The 13,510-nt window shown below is 75.6% G+C and carries 14 protein-coding genes; 7 read left to right on the forward strand and 7 right to left on the reverse strand.

Features of this window, described 5'->3' with window-relative positions; genetic code table 11:
- Window positions 1-56: 56 nt before the first annotated feature.
- Together HL189_RS12445 and HL189_RS12450 are read right to left on the reverse strand one after the other, a co-directional pair.
- Window positions 57-1,736, reverse strand: coding sequence for a LuxR C-terminal-related transcriptional regulator (locus HL189_RS12445; RefSeq protein ID WP_369134015.1), 1,680 nt, complete (start codon window positions 1,734-1,736; stop codon window positions 57-59).
- Between the two features lie 38 nt (window positions 1,737-1,774).
- Window positions 1,775-2,362: a TetR/AcrR family transcriptional regulator gene (locus tag HL189_RS12450; protein ID WP_369134016.1), complete on the reverse strand. Its 588-nt coding sequence runs from the start codon at window positions 2,360-2,362 to the stop codon at window positions 1,775-1,777.
- Window positions 2,363-2,433: 71 nt separating this feature from the next.
- On the opposite strand from HL189_RS12450, the gene HL189_RS12455 reads away from it, so the two are divergent.
- The 5 genes from HL189_RS12455 (at window position 2,434) to HL189_RS12475 (ending at window position 7,399) form a co-directional block, all read left to right on the forward strand.
- Complete coding sequence (locus tag HL189_RS12455) at window positions 2,434-3,576, forward strand: alpha/beta hydrolase (RefSeq protein WP_369134017.1); 1,143 nt, start codon at window positions 2,434-2,436, stop codon at window positions 3,574-3,576.
- The gene (locus tag HL189_RS12460) at window positions 3,573-4,778 is read left to right on the forward strand and encodes an FAD-dependent oxidoreductase (RefSeq protein WP_369134018.1); all 1,206 of its coding nucleotides are present in this window, start codon (window positions 3,573-3,575) and stop codon (window positions 4,776-4,778) included. Before HL189_RS12455 ends, HL189_RS12460 begins: the two co-directional genes overlap by 4 nt.
- An 85-nt stretch (window positions 4,779-4,863) precedes the next feature.
- The gene (locus tag HL189_RS12465; protein WP_369134019.1) at window positions 4,864-6,294 is read left to right on the forward strand and encodes a serine hydrolase domain-containing protein; all 1,431 of its coding nucleotides are present in this window, start codon (window positions 4,864-4,866) and stop codon (window positions 6,292-6,294) included.
- 4 nt (window positions 6,295-6,298) lie between these two features.
- Complete coding sequence (locus HL189_RS12470; protein ID WP_369134020.1) at window positions 6,299-6,820, forward strand: GNAT family N-acetyltransferase; 522 nt, start codon at window positions 6,299-6,301, stop codon at window positions 6,818-6,820.
- A gap of 150 nt (window positions 6,821-6,970) precedes the next feature.
- Window positions 6,971-7,399, forward strand: coding sequence for a hypothetical protein (locus HL189_RS12475; protein ID WP_369134021.1), 429 nt, complete (start codon window positions 6,971-6,973; stop codon window positions 7,397-7,399).
- Between the two features lie 104 nt (window positions 7,400-7,503).
- Here the strand turns inward: HL189_RS12475 and HL189_RS12480 are convergent, their stop codons facing one another.
- Window positions 7,504-8,091 (reverse strand): TetR/AcrR family transcriptional regulator, encoded by a 588-nt coding sequence (locus HL189_RS12480; protein ID WP_369134022.1) that lies wholly within the window; start codon window positions 8,089-8,091, stop codon window positions 7,504-7,506.
- Between the two features lie 77 nt (window positions 8,092-8,168).
- On the opposite strand from HL189_RS12480, the gene HL189_RS12485 reads away from it, so the two are divergent.
- Both HL189_RS12485 and HL189_RS12490 read left to right on the forward strand, forming a co-directional pair.
- Complete coding sequence (locus HL189_RS12485) at window positions 8,169-9,227, forward strand: hypothetical protein (RefSeq protein WP_369134023.1); 1,059 nt, start codon at window positions 8,169-8,171, stop codon at window positions 9,225-9,227.
- A 71-nt stretch (window positions 9,228-9,298) separates the two neighbouring features.
- Window positions 9,299-9,892: a hypothetical protein gene (locus HL189_RS12490; RefSeq protein WP_369134024.1), complete on the forward strand. Its 594-nt coding sequence runs from the start codon at window positions 9,299-9,301 to the stop codon at window positions 9,890-9,892.
- An 85-nt stretch (window positions 9,893-9,977) separates the two neighbouring features.
- Here the strand turns inward: HL189_RS12490 and HL189_RS12495 are convergent, their stop codons facing one another.
- From HL189_RS12495 to HL189_RS12510, 4 genes are all read right to left on the reverse strand, one after another.
- The gene (locus HL189_RS12495) at window positions 9,978-11,393 is read right to left on the reverse strand and encodes an ATP-binding protein (protein ID WP_369134025.1); all 1,416 of its coding nucleotides are present in this window, start codon (window positions 11,391-11,393) and stop codon (window positions 9,978-9,980) included.
- Between the two features lie 262 nt (window positions 11,394-11,655).
- Window positions 11,656-12,360 carry an NRDE family protein gene (locus HL189_RS12500; protein ID WP_369134026.1) on the reverse strand — a complete coding sequence of 235 codons (705 nt, stop codon included), beginning with the start codon at window positions 12,358-12,360 and terminating at the stop codon, window positions 11,656-11,658.
- Window positions 12,361-12,434: 74 nt separating this feature from the next.
- Window positions 12,435-12,596: a hypothetical protein gene (locus HL189_RS12505; protein ID WP_369134027.1), complete on the reverse strand. Its 162-nt coding sequence runs from the start codon at window positions 12,594-12,596 to the stop codon at window positions 12,435-12,437.
- A gap of 231 nt (window positions 12,597-12,827) precedes the next feature.
- Entirely contained in the window at window positions 12,828-13,472 is a 645-nt protein-coding gene (locus HL189_RS12510) for a hypothetical protein (RefSeq protein WP_369134028.1), read from the reverse strand.
- Window positions 13,473-13,510 lie beyond the last annotated feature (38 nt).

The raw sequence follows: 13,510 nt of genomic DNA on the forward strand, positions 1-13,510 counted from the left end.
CGGCCGACGCCCGGGGACGACGTTAGGGAGCCGGGACGGCCGCCACATCGGGCAGATCATGGAGATCGCCGGGGTGCGCGGGTCGGTGGTCCTGCGGAGGACGCCGGGACCAGGTCGTGCGTGTAGGCGTACGCCGTGGCCGCCGAGCGGGACGACAGACCCAGTTTCGAGAAGACGCTGCTCACGTGCGTGGCCACAGTCTTCTCGCTGATGCAGAGCTCGGCGGCGATCGCCCGGTTGGTCCGGCCGGTCGCCACCAGCGTCAGCACCTCCACCTCGCGGGCGGTGAGCCCGTCCGCGGTGCGGGTCGCCCGGCCCGGGAACAGCCTCTCGACCGACGCCAGGTCCGGCGCCGCCGCCAGCTCTCGGAAGACCGACCGCGCCGCGTCCAGCTCCATCCGTGCTCCGCCCTCGTCCCCCGACGACCGGCAGGCCAGACCGATCAGCACCCGTGCACGCGCCGCGTCGTACGGTGCGCCGAGCTCGCACCAGGCGGCCGCCGCGCGGCGGAGGGCGCTGAGAGCGGCTCGGGTGTCACCCTCGGCCAGCAGTACCGCGCCGGTCGCGTGCAGTGCCCCTGCGCGCAGCCAGGGTGAGTGCCACCCGGACGCGAGCATCGACAGCTCATCGACCGCAGCACGGGCGCCAGTGACGTCCCCACGGGCGAGCAGGACCTCGACGTAGCCGGCCAGCAGGCCCACCCGCGTTCCCGGCTCCCCGGTCTCGTCCAGGGCGCGGCGCAGCGCGGCGCCCGCCTCGTCGACGCGGCCCTGCCGCAGCCGTAGCAGCGCGAGACCGGGTTCCGGCCGGCGTCCCCACCGGTGGGCCTGCCGGTACGCCTCCTCGGCCTCGGCGAACTCGCCCCGGAGCCGGTGCAGCTCGGCCCGCACGTAGGAGGCCGCGCCCAGGACGGGCTGACCGGTCGGTCGGGCGAGGCGGTCGCAGGCGCGCTGCACCTCGATCCCGGCATCCGACCACGCCCCGCGCAGCAGCATGAGCTCGGCACGGTGCACCAGGCACTGACCGCGGTAGAGCACCAGCTGCGGCTGGCTCTCGCACCAGCGGCTGAGTGCCTCGGTCCACTCCTGGGCCCGGCGCACGTCGCAGACCTCCTGGCACCCCTCGATCACCGTGCAGTACAGGTCGCCGACGACGGCGGGCGACACCTCGTGGGCCGTGATCGCGACCATGCCGTCGTCCATCAGCGCCATGCCCTCGGCGACCTCCCCGAGGTGGATCAGGCAGCGGCCCCGGCCGACCCGGGCCAGCGCGCCGAGTTGGGGATCGGAGAAGCGGTCGCCGACCGCGGCGGCCTCGGCGAACTCCGCGCTGCCGCCCGCCGGGTCGCCGTCGAACGTCTGGCGGAGCGCGGCCGCGTAGCGCAGGTAGCCCTGCTCGACGCAGTCCGGTCCGCTCTCCTCGAGCAGCCGCTTCGCCCGGTGGATCCACCCGCCGGCGCGGGCGGGCCGGCCGCTGTTCACCAGGGCGAAGGCGATCCAGAACGCACACCGGGCGGCGGAGGCGATGTCGCCGAGCCCGACGTCCACACGATGAGCGCGCGCCCAGACGTCGATGCTCTCCTCGTCCCTGCCGGTCAGGAACGCGGCGATCGCCAGCCGCTCGAGGTCCGCGGGCTCGAGCCGGACCTCGGCGTCCGCGGCCGACAGGTGCGACCACGCGTCCGCCCACGCCCGCCGTCCGAAGGACTGCCGGCCCAGATCGACCGCACCAGCCATGAGCACAGTCTCGCCCCGTTCCGGTCCTCGCGGCTGCGTCAGGGCGTTGCGCCTCGCAGCGGGACGTCGACCGCCTGGAGCAGGCGGCCGACCAGGCGTCGCAGGCTGCTCATCGAGGGCGGGGTCAAGCCGCCGTCCGGAGCGGTGAGCCGGCTGAGGAGCAGGCCGTCCAGGAGGACGAGGAGGTCCTGCGCGCGGTCCGCGGGATCGGGGACGCCGAGCGCGGCGAGCTGCTCGGTGAGGCGGGCGTGCACGGGGGCCGTGTTGGCCAGCAGGGCCTGGCGCAGTTCCGGCCGCCGGATGCCCTCCAGGGTCAGCTCGTACCGCGCCAGCTGCCGGTCGCGGCCGTGGGTCAGCAGGCCGTGGACCACGGCCGTGAAGGTCTCCGCGAACTCCTCGCCGGTGGGGTGCGACAGCGCGGGGAGGCTCGCCGCGTCGAGGTCGGACATCCGGCGCACGATGGCGCGCAGCAGGTCGAGCCGGGTGCGGAAGTAGTAGGACGTCGAGCCCTCGGGGACACCGGCCGTGCGGTCGACGGCCCGGTGGGTGAGCCCCCGGCCCCCCTCGCGGGCCAGGGTGGTGATCGCCGCGTCGGCGAGCCGGGTCCTGCGGGTGTCGCCCGCCATCGATTCCTCCTTGCGCCGACCCTCTACGGCTGTAGTGTAGGCGGTGCCACTACAGCCGTAGAGGAGGGGTCGTGTCCACCGGATCCGTCGCGGCCCTGGTGCTGTACGCCGGCAGCGTGCTGCTGGCCCCGGAACCGATCCGGCGTCCTCGGGCGCTGGCGGTGGCGAGCTACCTGGTCGGGCTGGGCGTCAGCGAGCCCCAGCTGTTCCTCGTCCTGGTGCTGATCACGACCGTGCCGGCCCTCGGCTCGAGCGGGCTGCTGGACGACCCGGCCGGGTGGTGGCTGCTCGCGTTGGCAGCGCTGACCTGCGCCGGCCTGGCCCTCCTCGCGCTGCGGTCGGTACGGGCCGGGGACACGGTCCGCCGGGCGGTGGCCGAGGGGCTGGGGGAGGAGACGGGACGCCGCCGGCCGGGTCTGCTGCGGGCGCTGCACGTGCTGGTGGCGCCGTTCCCCGTGCACCCGCGGCGGGTGGAACGGATCGCGGACCTGGCGTACGGGGACGCCGGGCGGCGCAACCGGCTGGACGTCTACCGGCCCCGCTTCCGGCCGGCCGGCGCCCCTACCCTGGTCCACCTGCACGGCGGTGGCTACGTCAGCGGAGCCAAGCACCGGGAGGCGCGCGCCCTGCTGCACCGGATGGCCGCCGAGAGCTGGGTCTGCGTGAGCGCGGACTACCCGCTGCGCCCGGCGGCCGGGTTCGTCGACCACGTCGGCGACGTCGAGAGGGTGCTCGCCCGGGTCAGGGAGCACGGGCCCGCGTACGGCGCCGACCCCGACACCGTCGTCGTCTCCGGCAGCTCGGCCGGCGGCCACCTGGCGACCCTCGCCGCCCTGACGCCGGGTGAGCCGGCGTTCCAGCCCGGGTTCGAGCAGGCCGACACCACGGTGACCGCTGCCGTGTGCCTGTACGGCCGCTGCTACGGGCGCGCGGCGGGGGACTCGCCGCCGTCGTCCTCGCTCGACCTCCATGCGGCGCACGCGCCGCCGTTCTTCCTGGCCCGCGGCGACCGGGACAGCTACCTGCCGGTGGAGGGCGCCCGCGCGTTCGCCGCGCGGCTGCGGCGTTCCTCGTCGCCCCCCGTCGTGTACGCCGAGCTGCCCGGCGGGCAGCACGGCTTCGACCGGTTCCGCTCCCTGCGGTTCGATGCCGTGGGGGACGGCGTCGCGGCCTTCCTCGCCGGGGTGTGCGCGGTTCCCGGGAGGCGGGCGTGACCGGGCGGGCGCTCCGCCCGGTGTCGCTCCCGGAACAGCTGGCCGCCGTCCGGCGCGATCCGCTGCGGGTCCTCGTCGTCGGCGCCGGGGTGGCCGGCGTGACCCTCGCCCAGCTCCTGCGGACGGCTGGCCTCCATCCGGTGCTGGTCGACCGCCGGACGGCGGACGCCGCCCCCGGTTACATGCTGGGGTTGATGCCGCTGGTCGACCCGGCGCTGCGGCTGCTGGGGGTCGAGGACGCCTACCGGGAACGCAGCGTGCCGGTGCGGCGCTACGCCCTGCGCGACCGGACCGGCCGCCCGGTGCGGGAGTACGACCTGGGCAGCCTGCTGGCCTTCGGCGACTACCGCGGCATCGAGCGCGGCGAGCTGCTGGCCGTGCTGGCCGCGGCCGGGGGAGCGGTGACCCACGGCGCGACGGTCACCGGTCTGGAGCAGGACGGCGGCCGGGTGCGGGCCGTGCTGGCCGACGGCGCCGGTGAGGAGCGGGCCGAGTTCGACGCGGTCATCGCCGCCGACGGGATGCACTCGGCCACCCGCGCGCTGGTCCTGGACAGCGGGCAGGTCACCGGCTTCGACACCGGCTGGGGTGGCTGGGTCGGCTGGGCCGGGGCCGACGGCGCCCCCGACCGGTACGACGAGTGCTGGGGCGCCGGGTTCCTCCTCGGCACCTATCCGGTCCCGGACCGGGTCGGGGTCTTCGTGGGCGGCCCGCGGCGGGACACCGCGGCCGGTCCCGCCGCCTTCGCGGCGCGGGTGCGCGGACAGGTCCGCGGCGGCGACGTGCGCCTGGACGGCGCCCTGGCCGCGGTCGCCGGCGCCGGCACGCGCTTCTGGCCGATGACCGACGTCCGGTCCGCGACCTGGTCCGCCGGGCGGGTGGGCCTGGTCGGCGACGCCGCGGCCGGGTTCCTCCCGACGGCGGGGATCGGCGCGGGGATGGCCATCGAGTCCGCCGCGGTGCTGGGCCGGCTGCTGCTCCAGGCCACCCCGGACTCCGTGCCCGAGGTGCTGCGCCGGTTCGAGGCCCGGCAGCGGCCCCGGGTCGAGGCCGCGCAGCAGAACTCCCGGCTCCTGTCCCGGCTGGTGTTCCGCACCTCCCGGCCGGCCGCCGTCGCCCGCGACCTGGCCGCCCGGTTCCTGAGCCTCGACCGGGCGCTGGCCCCCATCCGCCGGCTCCTGGCGGACCGACCCGAGATCTGAGCCGGCGGTGGCTCCACGCAGGCGCAGCGGGGCAGGACGTCGCGCGGGAACAGCACTCGCGCTGGCTGCCTGCCTGGTGGTGGTCGTGGCCACCTGGGCGGTCCCCGCGACGGCCGGTGCGCGGCCGACGGCACCTGGCGCCGCGGAGCTGACCGCCTACTTGCATGCCGCGCAGCGGGACACGGGGTTGCCGGGTGTGGCCGCGGCGGTCGTCCAGGGGGACCGGACGGTCTTCGTCGGTGGCGTCGGCCGGGACGGCGCCGGCGGGACCGTCTCGCCGTCCACCCGGTTCCGCGTCGCGTCGCTGAGCAAGTCGTTCACCGCGGTCGCCGTCCTGCAGCTCGTGCAGGACGGGCGCATCGGCCTCGACGGGCCCGTCCGCGCCCACCTGCCCGCCTTCCTCCCGAACGACCCCGGCGCCGGGCGCGTGACGGTGCGGCACCTGCTCAACCAGACCAGTGGACTGGCCGACTCGAGCTGGCCGCAGGTGGCCGACGACTCCGCCGACGACCTGGCCGCCCGGGTGGCCGGGCTGCGCACCGCCCGCCTGGTCGACGAGCCGGGCTCGCGGTTCCACTACACCGACCTGAACTACCAGGTGCTCGGCCGGCTGGTCGAGGTCGTGGCCGGGATCCCGCTCGACCGGTACCTCCGCGAGCGCGTCCTCGATCCGCTCGGCATGGGCAGCACCGTCTCGGTGCCCACGGCGGCGGCCGGCGCCCGGCTGGACGGGCTCGCGCGCGGCTCCGTCCTCCTGTTCGGCCGGCCGGTGGCCCGGAACGAGCTCGACGGCCTGCTCGCCGGATCGAGCGGGGTGGTCACGACGGCCGCGGACATGGCCCGCTGGCTGTCGTTCCAGCTGACCGGGCGCACTCCCACCGGAGAGGTGCCGCTCCGGCCGGAGCTGCTCGACCTGACCCACCGCCCGCCCGAGGACAGCGGGTCGGGCTACGCGATGGGGTGGCAGCTGACGAGCGGACCGGCCGGCCCGGTACGGCTGGAGCACACCGGGGTGCTGTCGACCACGTTCGCCCACCAGGTGCTCCTTCCGGACACCGGCGTGGCCTTCGCGCTGCTCTACAACGGGAACAGCGCGCTGGCCGACACCGCGGGCGTCGCCGACGGGGTGGCCGCCCTGCTCGCCGGGGAGGAGCCGGCCGCCGTCCGGGACATCCGGCTGACCGTCGGTCTCCTGGCCGCGGTCGGTCTCGCCGTCCTGGCGGCGGGGGCGCGCGGGCTCCGCCGGGCGGCGCGCTGGGCGGCCCGCCGCCGGACCAGGCCGGGCTGGACGACGGCCGTCCGGCTGACCGCACCGGTCCTCCCGGCGGTGCTGCTGGTGCTGCTCCCCGGCATCCTCCGGAAGGTCATCGACCGGTCGTTCACGGCCTGGCAGCTCACCCTGGCCGCTCCCGACGTCGTCCTCGTGCTCGTCGTCGGCGCGGTCACCGGTCTGGCCGTCTCCGCCGCGCGAGGCGTCGCGCTGATCCGGACCCGCGCTCCGGCTGGGGAACAGTGACGCCATGCTGATCCGACGAGAGCTGCCGGAGGACGAACCGGCCGTCACCGAGGTGCACGCCGAGGCGTTCGCCCCGTTCTACCCCGGGTCGCACCCGGTCGAGCCGGGCCTGGTGGCCCGGCTGCGGAGCAGCGACGCCTGGCTGCCACCGCTGTCGCTGGTGGCCGTCGTCGACGGCGCGGTCGTCGGGCACGTGTGCTGCACCCGCGGCGCGCTCCTGCCGGGCGGGTACCCGGCCCTCGGCCTCGGGCCGCTCGGGGTCCGGGAACGGCAGCAGCGATCGGGGGTCGGCAGCGCGCTGATGCACGCGGTCCTCGGCGCGGCCGACGCGCTCGACGAAACCCTCGTCGTCCTGCTCGGTCATCCCGACTACTACCCGCGCTTCGGTTTCAGGCCGGCGGCCGAGCTGGCCATCGAGCCGCAGGACCCCGAGTGGGCGCCCGCCTTCCAGGCCCGGGCCCTGACCAGCCACCGCCCCGAGCTCCGGGGCCGCTTCGAGTACGCCCAGCCCTTCAGCGAGCTGTGACGCGGCCCGTCCCGGCGGCCGTCGCACCACCGCTTCGACACCACGACGGCGCAGCCCCAGGGTGCGAGCAAGATCCCCGACACCTGGAGGCCCCGTGCTCCGTCGTCGGCCTGCCGCCGTCGTCCTCGCGGTGGCCGTCCTGGTCAGCGGGTGTGCGAGCAGCCGGGGCAGGCGACGGCGGCCCCGTCGGCGACCGACGGCGGAGCGGCGGCGACGTGCGCGGCCAGGCCGGAGGCGGACGTCCGCAGCGCCGAGGGCTGGCTGGGCTGGCTGGCGTGGGCCGCGACCACCACAGCCGGCACCGCGGCGGACCTGGCGGCCCTGCACGCCTCGCTCAGCGCGGGCGACCCGCCCGCGGCGCGGCAGCACCTGGAGTGGCAGCCGCCGCCGGCCGGCTACGCCGGGCTCGGCTTCAAGGGCGGGGCGCTCCCGGGGGTGCGCACCGAGGCCATCACCGTCCGCCGGGACGACGGCACCACCGGCGTCGGGGTGCTCCTGGTCGAGAGTCTGGACGTGGAGGAGTGGACGCAGACGCTCACGGCGGCGCTGCCGCACAGCAGCTGCTCATCGGGGCGCTGACCGACCCGGACGTGGCCCAGCAGCTCGGCTGCGCGCTCCCGACCCGTTAGCCGGTCGGCCGGGTCGGGCCGCCACTGACCCGAGAGGGCTGCCCGGCGCGGGCGTCACCGCGTGGCCAGGTCGTCGAGGTGGCGGGAGAGGACAGTCGTCAACAGCTCCGGACTGCAGTGCGCCGGACGCATCGCGGCATGGACGGCGAGTCCGTCGAGCAGCGCGAAGAGACGATCGGTCTCGACGTCCACGTCGACCGGGGCGCGCTCCGGGCCGACGAGCAGCCGGACCCACCCGAGGCAGGCGTCCCGCAGCAGGTCGTAGCCCTCGTCACGGAGAGCCCGCAGGGCCGGGTCGACGAGCGCACGCGCCGTGAAGGCCAGCCACACCTCGTTCTCCGCCCGGCGCTCGTCGTCGAGCGGAAGCAGTTCGCGCAGCACCGTCTCCGCCGCCCGGCGCGGATCATCCGGGACGCGCAGGCTCGCCACCCGTTGCTCGATCCGGTCGATGACCAACCGCATGGCGAAGACCAGCAGTTCGGACTGGGTGCCGAAGTAGTGCCTGAGCGACCCCATCGACAGGCCGGCCTCTCTGGCGACGGCACGCACGGAGGCGCCGTCGAGTCCGTCGCGCCGGACGACGCGCCAGACCGCCTCGGCGAGGTCGTGGCGACGCCCGACAGGATCCACGGTTCTCGGCACGGCTCCGTTGTAGCACGCCTGTGCTAGCTTCGGGTTCTAGCACAATCGTGCTACTTGCTCGTTCTGAGGACCGTGCCATGCGCACCAGGCGACCGCACACGTCGACCGCACCGCCCTCTGCCCTGCCGCCGACCGGACTGTTCCGGCCGGGCGGTCTGCTACGCCGGCGCAGCGTTCGACTGACCGCGGCCGGGTGGGCGGGAGCCGACGTCTGGGTCGCGGTGACCGCCGACGCCGCGTTGCCCTTCGACTGGCCGGCCTTCGCGGGCCGCTCCGTCGTGGGCAGGCTCGTCGATGCCAACCTGGCCATGCTGCAGGTCCTGCTCTTGATGGGTGTGGTCGTCGCGCTCACCCGCACCCGCGCGAGGCCCGACGTGGCCGGCCGGGCGCCCGAACGCCCGGTCGCCCGGCGCGAGGTCCTGTGGCTCCTGGGCTACGGCGTCATCGGTCAGGCCGGCGGTTTCCTCCTGGCCCGGCTGCTCGGCTGGCACGCCTTCGGGCTCCACCTCGCAGGGACCCTGTACGGAACGCACGAACACGTCGTGCAGGCGGAGGCCGTCGCCTGGGCCTCCTACAACCTCCTCGTCTACGCGGTGGTGCCGCTGGTCCTCTTCCGGCGTCGGTACTCCGCCGAGGCACTCAACCTGACGTCGGCCGACCGGCACCGGGACAGCGTGCTGATCGGAGTGGTCCTGGCCATCGAGTCCCTGTTCCAGCTGCTCGTGCTCGAGCCGGACCTCCTCCGACTGAACGGTCGGCAACTCGTCCTCGGGGCCACCGTCGCCTTCGTCCTCTATCTCGCCGGAGCCGTGCTGCCGGCCATGGTGTTCGTCTACGCGATCCTCGTGCCGCGCCTCCTCCGGCTGACCGGCTCCACGGCCGGCACGGTGGTCCTGGGCGGCCTCACGTACACGCTGCTGCACGTCTGGGACGCCTGGACCGTGTTCTCGACGCCGGGCGACGCCGTGCTCTCCGTCGTCTTCCTGGTGTTCACCTACCTGGGCCCGGGGATGATCAAGACCCTCCTCACCGTCCGGACCGGCAACGCCTGGGTGCACGTGTGGGGCTACCACGCGTTCGCCCCGCACACGCTCTTCGAGACCACCCACATGGTGAGGGTGTTCCACATCCGGTGACCCGTCTCCGGGAGCCGCGCTCCGCCAGCGACATCCCGCGCGAGGTCCGGGGGCCCCTACGGTGCAGCGACATGACGTACCGAGCCACCCTCGTGGCGCTCTCCTCGGTCCAGCTGGCCGCTCAACTGGCCGGCCACGTCGTGGCCGTGCGCCGGCGGCGGCACTTCGACGTCCCGTTCATGGCGGGGAGCCCGGAGCACATCGTGCGGGACTGGCTCTGGTTCGGCACGGCCTACAGCGCACCTCCGTACCTGCTCGGGCCGCAGATCTGGGCCATCGCCCGGCTGCTCCGCGGGCCGGACGACCGCGCGTGCCGGGTGCTCCGCCGGCTGGGGACGGGGCTGACCCTGGGCTATCCGAGCGAGCGGTGGAACCGGGTCCGGCTGCGTCCGGGCAGGTTCGACCCGATCGAGACGCCGATCGTCGTCGCCGGGTGGAGCGGGGCGGTGGCGATGGCCCTTCTCGCCCGCCAGTGCCGAGGCGCTGATCAGGCGGGCTCGGGCACGCCGCCGGGGTCGCCACCCGGGTCGTCCGGTGTCGACTCGATCGGCGGGGGCGGCAGCGGCTCGGCCGCGTCGGGGAGCAGTTCCGCGGCGTCGTCGGGCACCGGCCGGTCGGGATCGATCTCGGGATCCGGCTCGGGCAGCGGGGCGACCATGCCGTGAGTCAACCAGCGCGTCGTCCGCCTCGCGATGTCGCGCGCGGACGTGCGCGTGGAGCGGTCGGCGGGCTGTCCCCGGCCGGCACGGCTCAGCGGGCCGGGTCGGCGGGCTGCGCGGAACCGCCCGGCACCGCGAGGGGCAGCCGTACCCGGAGCACGGTGGCGCCCGGCCCGGTCTCGATGCTGATGTCACCGCGGTGCCGGTCGACGATCCGCCGGGAGATGTCCAGACCGAGGCCGGTGCCCTCGCCCACGCCCTTGGTCGTGTAGAAGGGGTCGAAGGCGTGCTGCCTGGTCTCCGCGGACATCCCGGAGCCGGTGTCGGCGACCTCCACGACCACCGCACCCCGGCCGAGACGCGTGGACAGGCGGAGCGTCCCGCGGCCGTCCATCGCGTCGAGCGCGTTGGTGATGAGGTTGGTCCAGACCTGGTTCAGCTCGGCGGCGAGCGCGGAGATGCGCGGGACGTCGGCGCCGTAGTCCCGCACCACGACCACGTCGTCCGGGATGCGGTGCGCCAGCACCACCAGGGTGCTCTCCAGCCCCTCGACCAGGTCGGTGGTCTGCATCGAGGCGCGGTCGAGCTGGGAGTAGGACTTCACGGCCGCGACCAGGTCGGAGATGCGACGCGCGGACTCCTTCACCTCCTCCAGCAGACCGGTCGCGGAGAGCGTGTTCGCGACCCAGTCCAGCGCCGCCTCGAGCGCGGCTGCACCGCCGGCCTCCGCGACCCGCTCGCACCAGTCGACGTCGGCGCCGGCTGCGGCGAGGACCGGGGCCAGCACCCAGTCCTGCCGCACCGACCGCGCGGACAGCCAGTCCGCGAGTGCGTCCTCCCGGTCCGCGAGGTCCATCGGGTCCACGGACGACGGCCGGGGGACGAGCTCCTGCCGCAGTGCGTCGATGCGGCCGAACTGCTCGGCGGAGATCGGCAGCGCGACGAGTTGCTGCAGGGAGGACAGCAGCCCGGCGTACGCCTCGCCGAGCGCGTCCACCGCCCGCGTCGCCGCGGCGGCGGGGTTGTTGAGCTCGTGGGCGAGCCCGGCCGCCAGGGTGCCGAGGGCGGCGAGCGCCTCCCGCTGCCGCGCCATCGACTCGTAGTTGCGAGCGGACCGGGAGACGCCCTCGATGAGGTGCAGGCCCAGCGGGAAGCGGGTCGTCCACAGCCGGCGGAGGTCGTCGGCGGACACCCGGAGCATGCAGCCGGCGGTGACGGCGCGTCCGGTCGCCAGGTAGGCGCCGTGCTCGTCCCAGGCGCGGAAGCCGCCGGCCCACCGTCCGGGCACGTCCATGACCCCGAGCTGGGTCTCGTCGCGTCCCACGTGGCGCAGGAGGTCCACGCTCCCGTCCAGGAGCACCCACCAGTGCTCGGCGGGGTGGTTCTCCCGGAACAGCACCTCGCCGGGCCGGAACGGCACCTCGGTGCCCACCTCGAGCAGGGTGGCCAGCAGGTCGTCGCCGGTGCCGTCGAAGAGCCCGATCGGGCGGACCGTGTGGAGCTCCATCTCGAACCCTCCTGACCGACCCCCTGCCCGGCCGGACCTGTGGCGGGGAAGCGTCCCGACGGAGCCCGGGGATCACCTGGTGGTGGCGCGATCGAAGCACAACCCGCGCCGGGACGTGCCGGTCCGCTGAGCGCCGCCTCGCGGGGCGCCGGGAGGGGCCGATCCGGTCGGGGCGGACGGGCAGCTCGGCCGACCACCGGCTACTGGCTGCGCCGGCGTGGGGGCTCCCCGTCCGCTGCCGGCACCCACCTGCGGCACCCGGTCAGGACGTAGGGACGGACGTGCCGAAAGCGGCGGTGTCCCAGGGGCCGGCGGTCCAGGGACGGCGGCTGTACTCGAGGTGCAGCCGCCCGGGGCGGGCGTCGACGAGCTCGGCGAACACCGTGCCGTACACCTGGCCGTCCCGCTCGTGCCGGACGACCAGGGCCGAGGGATCGTCGGCGGGTGGCCGCGCCTGGACCAGGCCGCGCCAGCCGTCGGGGAACGTCGCCGTGGCCAGCGCTCCACGCCAGCGGTCGGCCTTGCGGTCCTCCGGCCCGCCGGACGTCATCACGTGCGTGCCCTCGGCGTGCTCGGTCTCGGTGAGCCGGTCACCGTCGAACAGCCACGTGGTCAGTCGGGCCGGGCTCACCAGGACGAGCAGGAAACCTGCCATGCCGGTGAGCTGGACGCGCGAGACCCAGTCGGTCCCGTGGACGGCGCCGAGCAGGGGCAGCACGCCCCGGCTCGGGGACCCCGGCGCGGCCGGCCGATCGTGGTAGCGGTTGAGCACGAGCGCGGTGACGCCGCTGCCGACCCCGGTGGCGCACCACGTGCCCCCGGCGAGCCGGTCGCGCCCGCCGACGACGTCGGGGAACTGCGGCCACCACCGGTCGGGGACGTCGAACGCGCGGGAGGTCACCTCGTCGCGGATCGCGAGGACCTCCACGGGCCGGTCGGCGGACCGGCGCACCACCACCGTGCACATGCCCGCATCCTCCCGTTCCGCATCCGGCCCGGGACGTGCGCCCCGGTCCGGCCGGACCGCGAGCTCCGGGCCGGTCAGCGGCCGGAGGGACGCCGGCGCGCACGCCGGGCGGCGATCACCGGCAGCTGCCGGTGATCGGCGGCGGGCTCGGTGCGGCTCCTCGCCTCCTCGGCGAGCTGGCGGGCGGCGACGACGGACGCCGGTTCCTCGCCGCGACCTGGTGGTCGTTGGGGCATCGTCCCTGTCTCTCCCGGGGGTGGCCGTCTGCCGGTGTCGTGGCCGACGGCAGACGTCGGGCGGATCGCGCCGGGACGTTCCGGAGGGCCCGTGGTCCCCGGCGTCGTCAGCGTTGCGGCGTCGACTCCCGCTGACCATCGGGGGGCACCCCCAACCGGCACCCCGGCCGTGGGGGATGACCCTGACCGCTGGTTCCCCGGCTCCGTCGCGTGCGCGGCGGGGGACTGGGCTCAGAGGAGCGCGATGCCCATCGCGAGGCCGACCAGCACGGTCAGCCGCACCGTCCACCGTCCCGCGGTGAGCCAGCCGCCGGGCAGCGGCGGGCGGACGGTCACCCCCGGCGACGGCGGCCCGACGACGGGCGCGAGCCAGCGCAGCGTGACGGCGACGTGCCGGCGCTCCGCGGCCACCTTCTCCCGGTGGTCGGCGAGCGCGGTGAACAGGTGCAGGGGCAACGCCAGGACACCGAGGACGGCGAGGACGGCGCTGACCGGGTCGTCGCCCGAGGACGAGCTGGAGATGTCGGTGGTGCCGCTGTCGTCGGAGTCCGCGTGCCCGACGAAGCGGAACACCCGCGCGCCGTGCCACAGGTGCAGCCCGCGGCCGTTGCGGGACGGTGCGGGGCTGTGGAACTGCGCCAGCGGCGCCGAGACGACGATGCGCTCACCCCCGAGCGGCCCGACCCGGACGACGGAGAGCACCCCGCCGGACATCTCCAGCCGCACGCCCCGGCGGCCGATGCCGAGCGGGGTGAACCGGCGGGCCCAGCGCAGCGGGGGCGCCACCGCGCCCGGACCGTCGCGCGGAGGTGTCGGCTGCTGTCGCCCGACCCGGTCGGCCCGGCGCGGCTGCTGGATGGTGTCCCGTCTCGGCACGACCGGAGAAGCTACGGCAACGGTGCAGGTCCCAGGGC

The organism is Modestobacter sp. I12A-02662 (assembly GCF_041028325.1).
Taxonomy (GTDB): Bacteria; Actinomycetota; Actinomycetes; order Mycobacteriales; family Geodermatophilaceae; genus Modestobacter.

Coding starts and splice junctions, on each gene's coding strand:
- HL189_RS12445 (WP_369134015.1), bottom strand. CDS start 1,736: ATGGCTGGTGCGGTCGATCTGGGCCGGCAGTCCTTCGGACGGCGGGCG.
- HL189_RS12450 (WP_369134016.1), bottom strand. CDS start 2,362: ATGGCGGGCGACACCCGCAGGACCCGGCTCGCCGACGCGGCGATCACC.
- HL189_RS12470 (WP_369134020.1), top strand. CDS start 6,299: ATGCTGATCCGACGAGAGCTGCCGGAGGACGAACCGGCCGTCACCGAG.
- HL189_RS12485 (WP_369134023.1), top strand. CDS start 8,169: ATGCGCACCAGGCGACCGCACACGTCGACCGCACCGCCCTCTGCCCTG.
- HL189_RS12490 (WP_369134024.1), top strand. CDS start 9,299: ATGACGTACCGAGCCACCCTCGTGGCGCTCTCCTCGGTCCAGCTGGCC.
- HL189_RS12495 (WP_369134025.1), bottom strand. CDS start 11,393: ATGGAGCTCCACACGGTCCGCCCGATCGGGCTCTTCGACGGCACCGGC.
- HL189_RS12500 (WP_369134026.1), bottom strand. CDS start 12,360: ATGTGCACGGTGGTGGTGCGCCGGTCCGCCGACCGGCCCGTGGAGGTC.
- HL189_RS12505 (WP_369134027.1), bottom strand. CDS start 12,596: ATGCCCCAACGACCACCAGGTCGCGGCGAGGAACCGGCGTCCGTCGTC.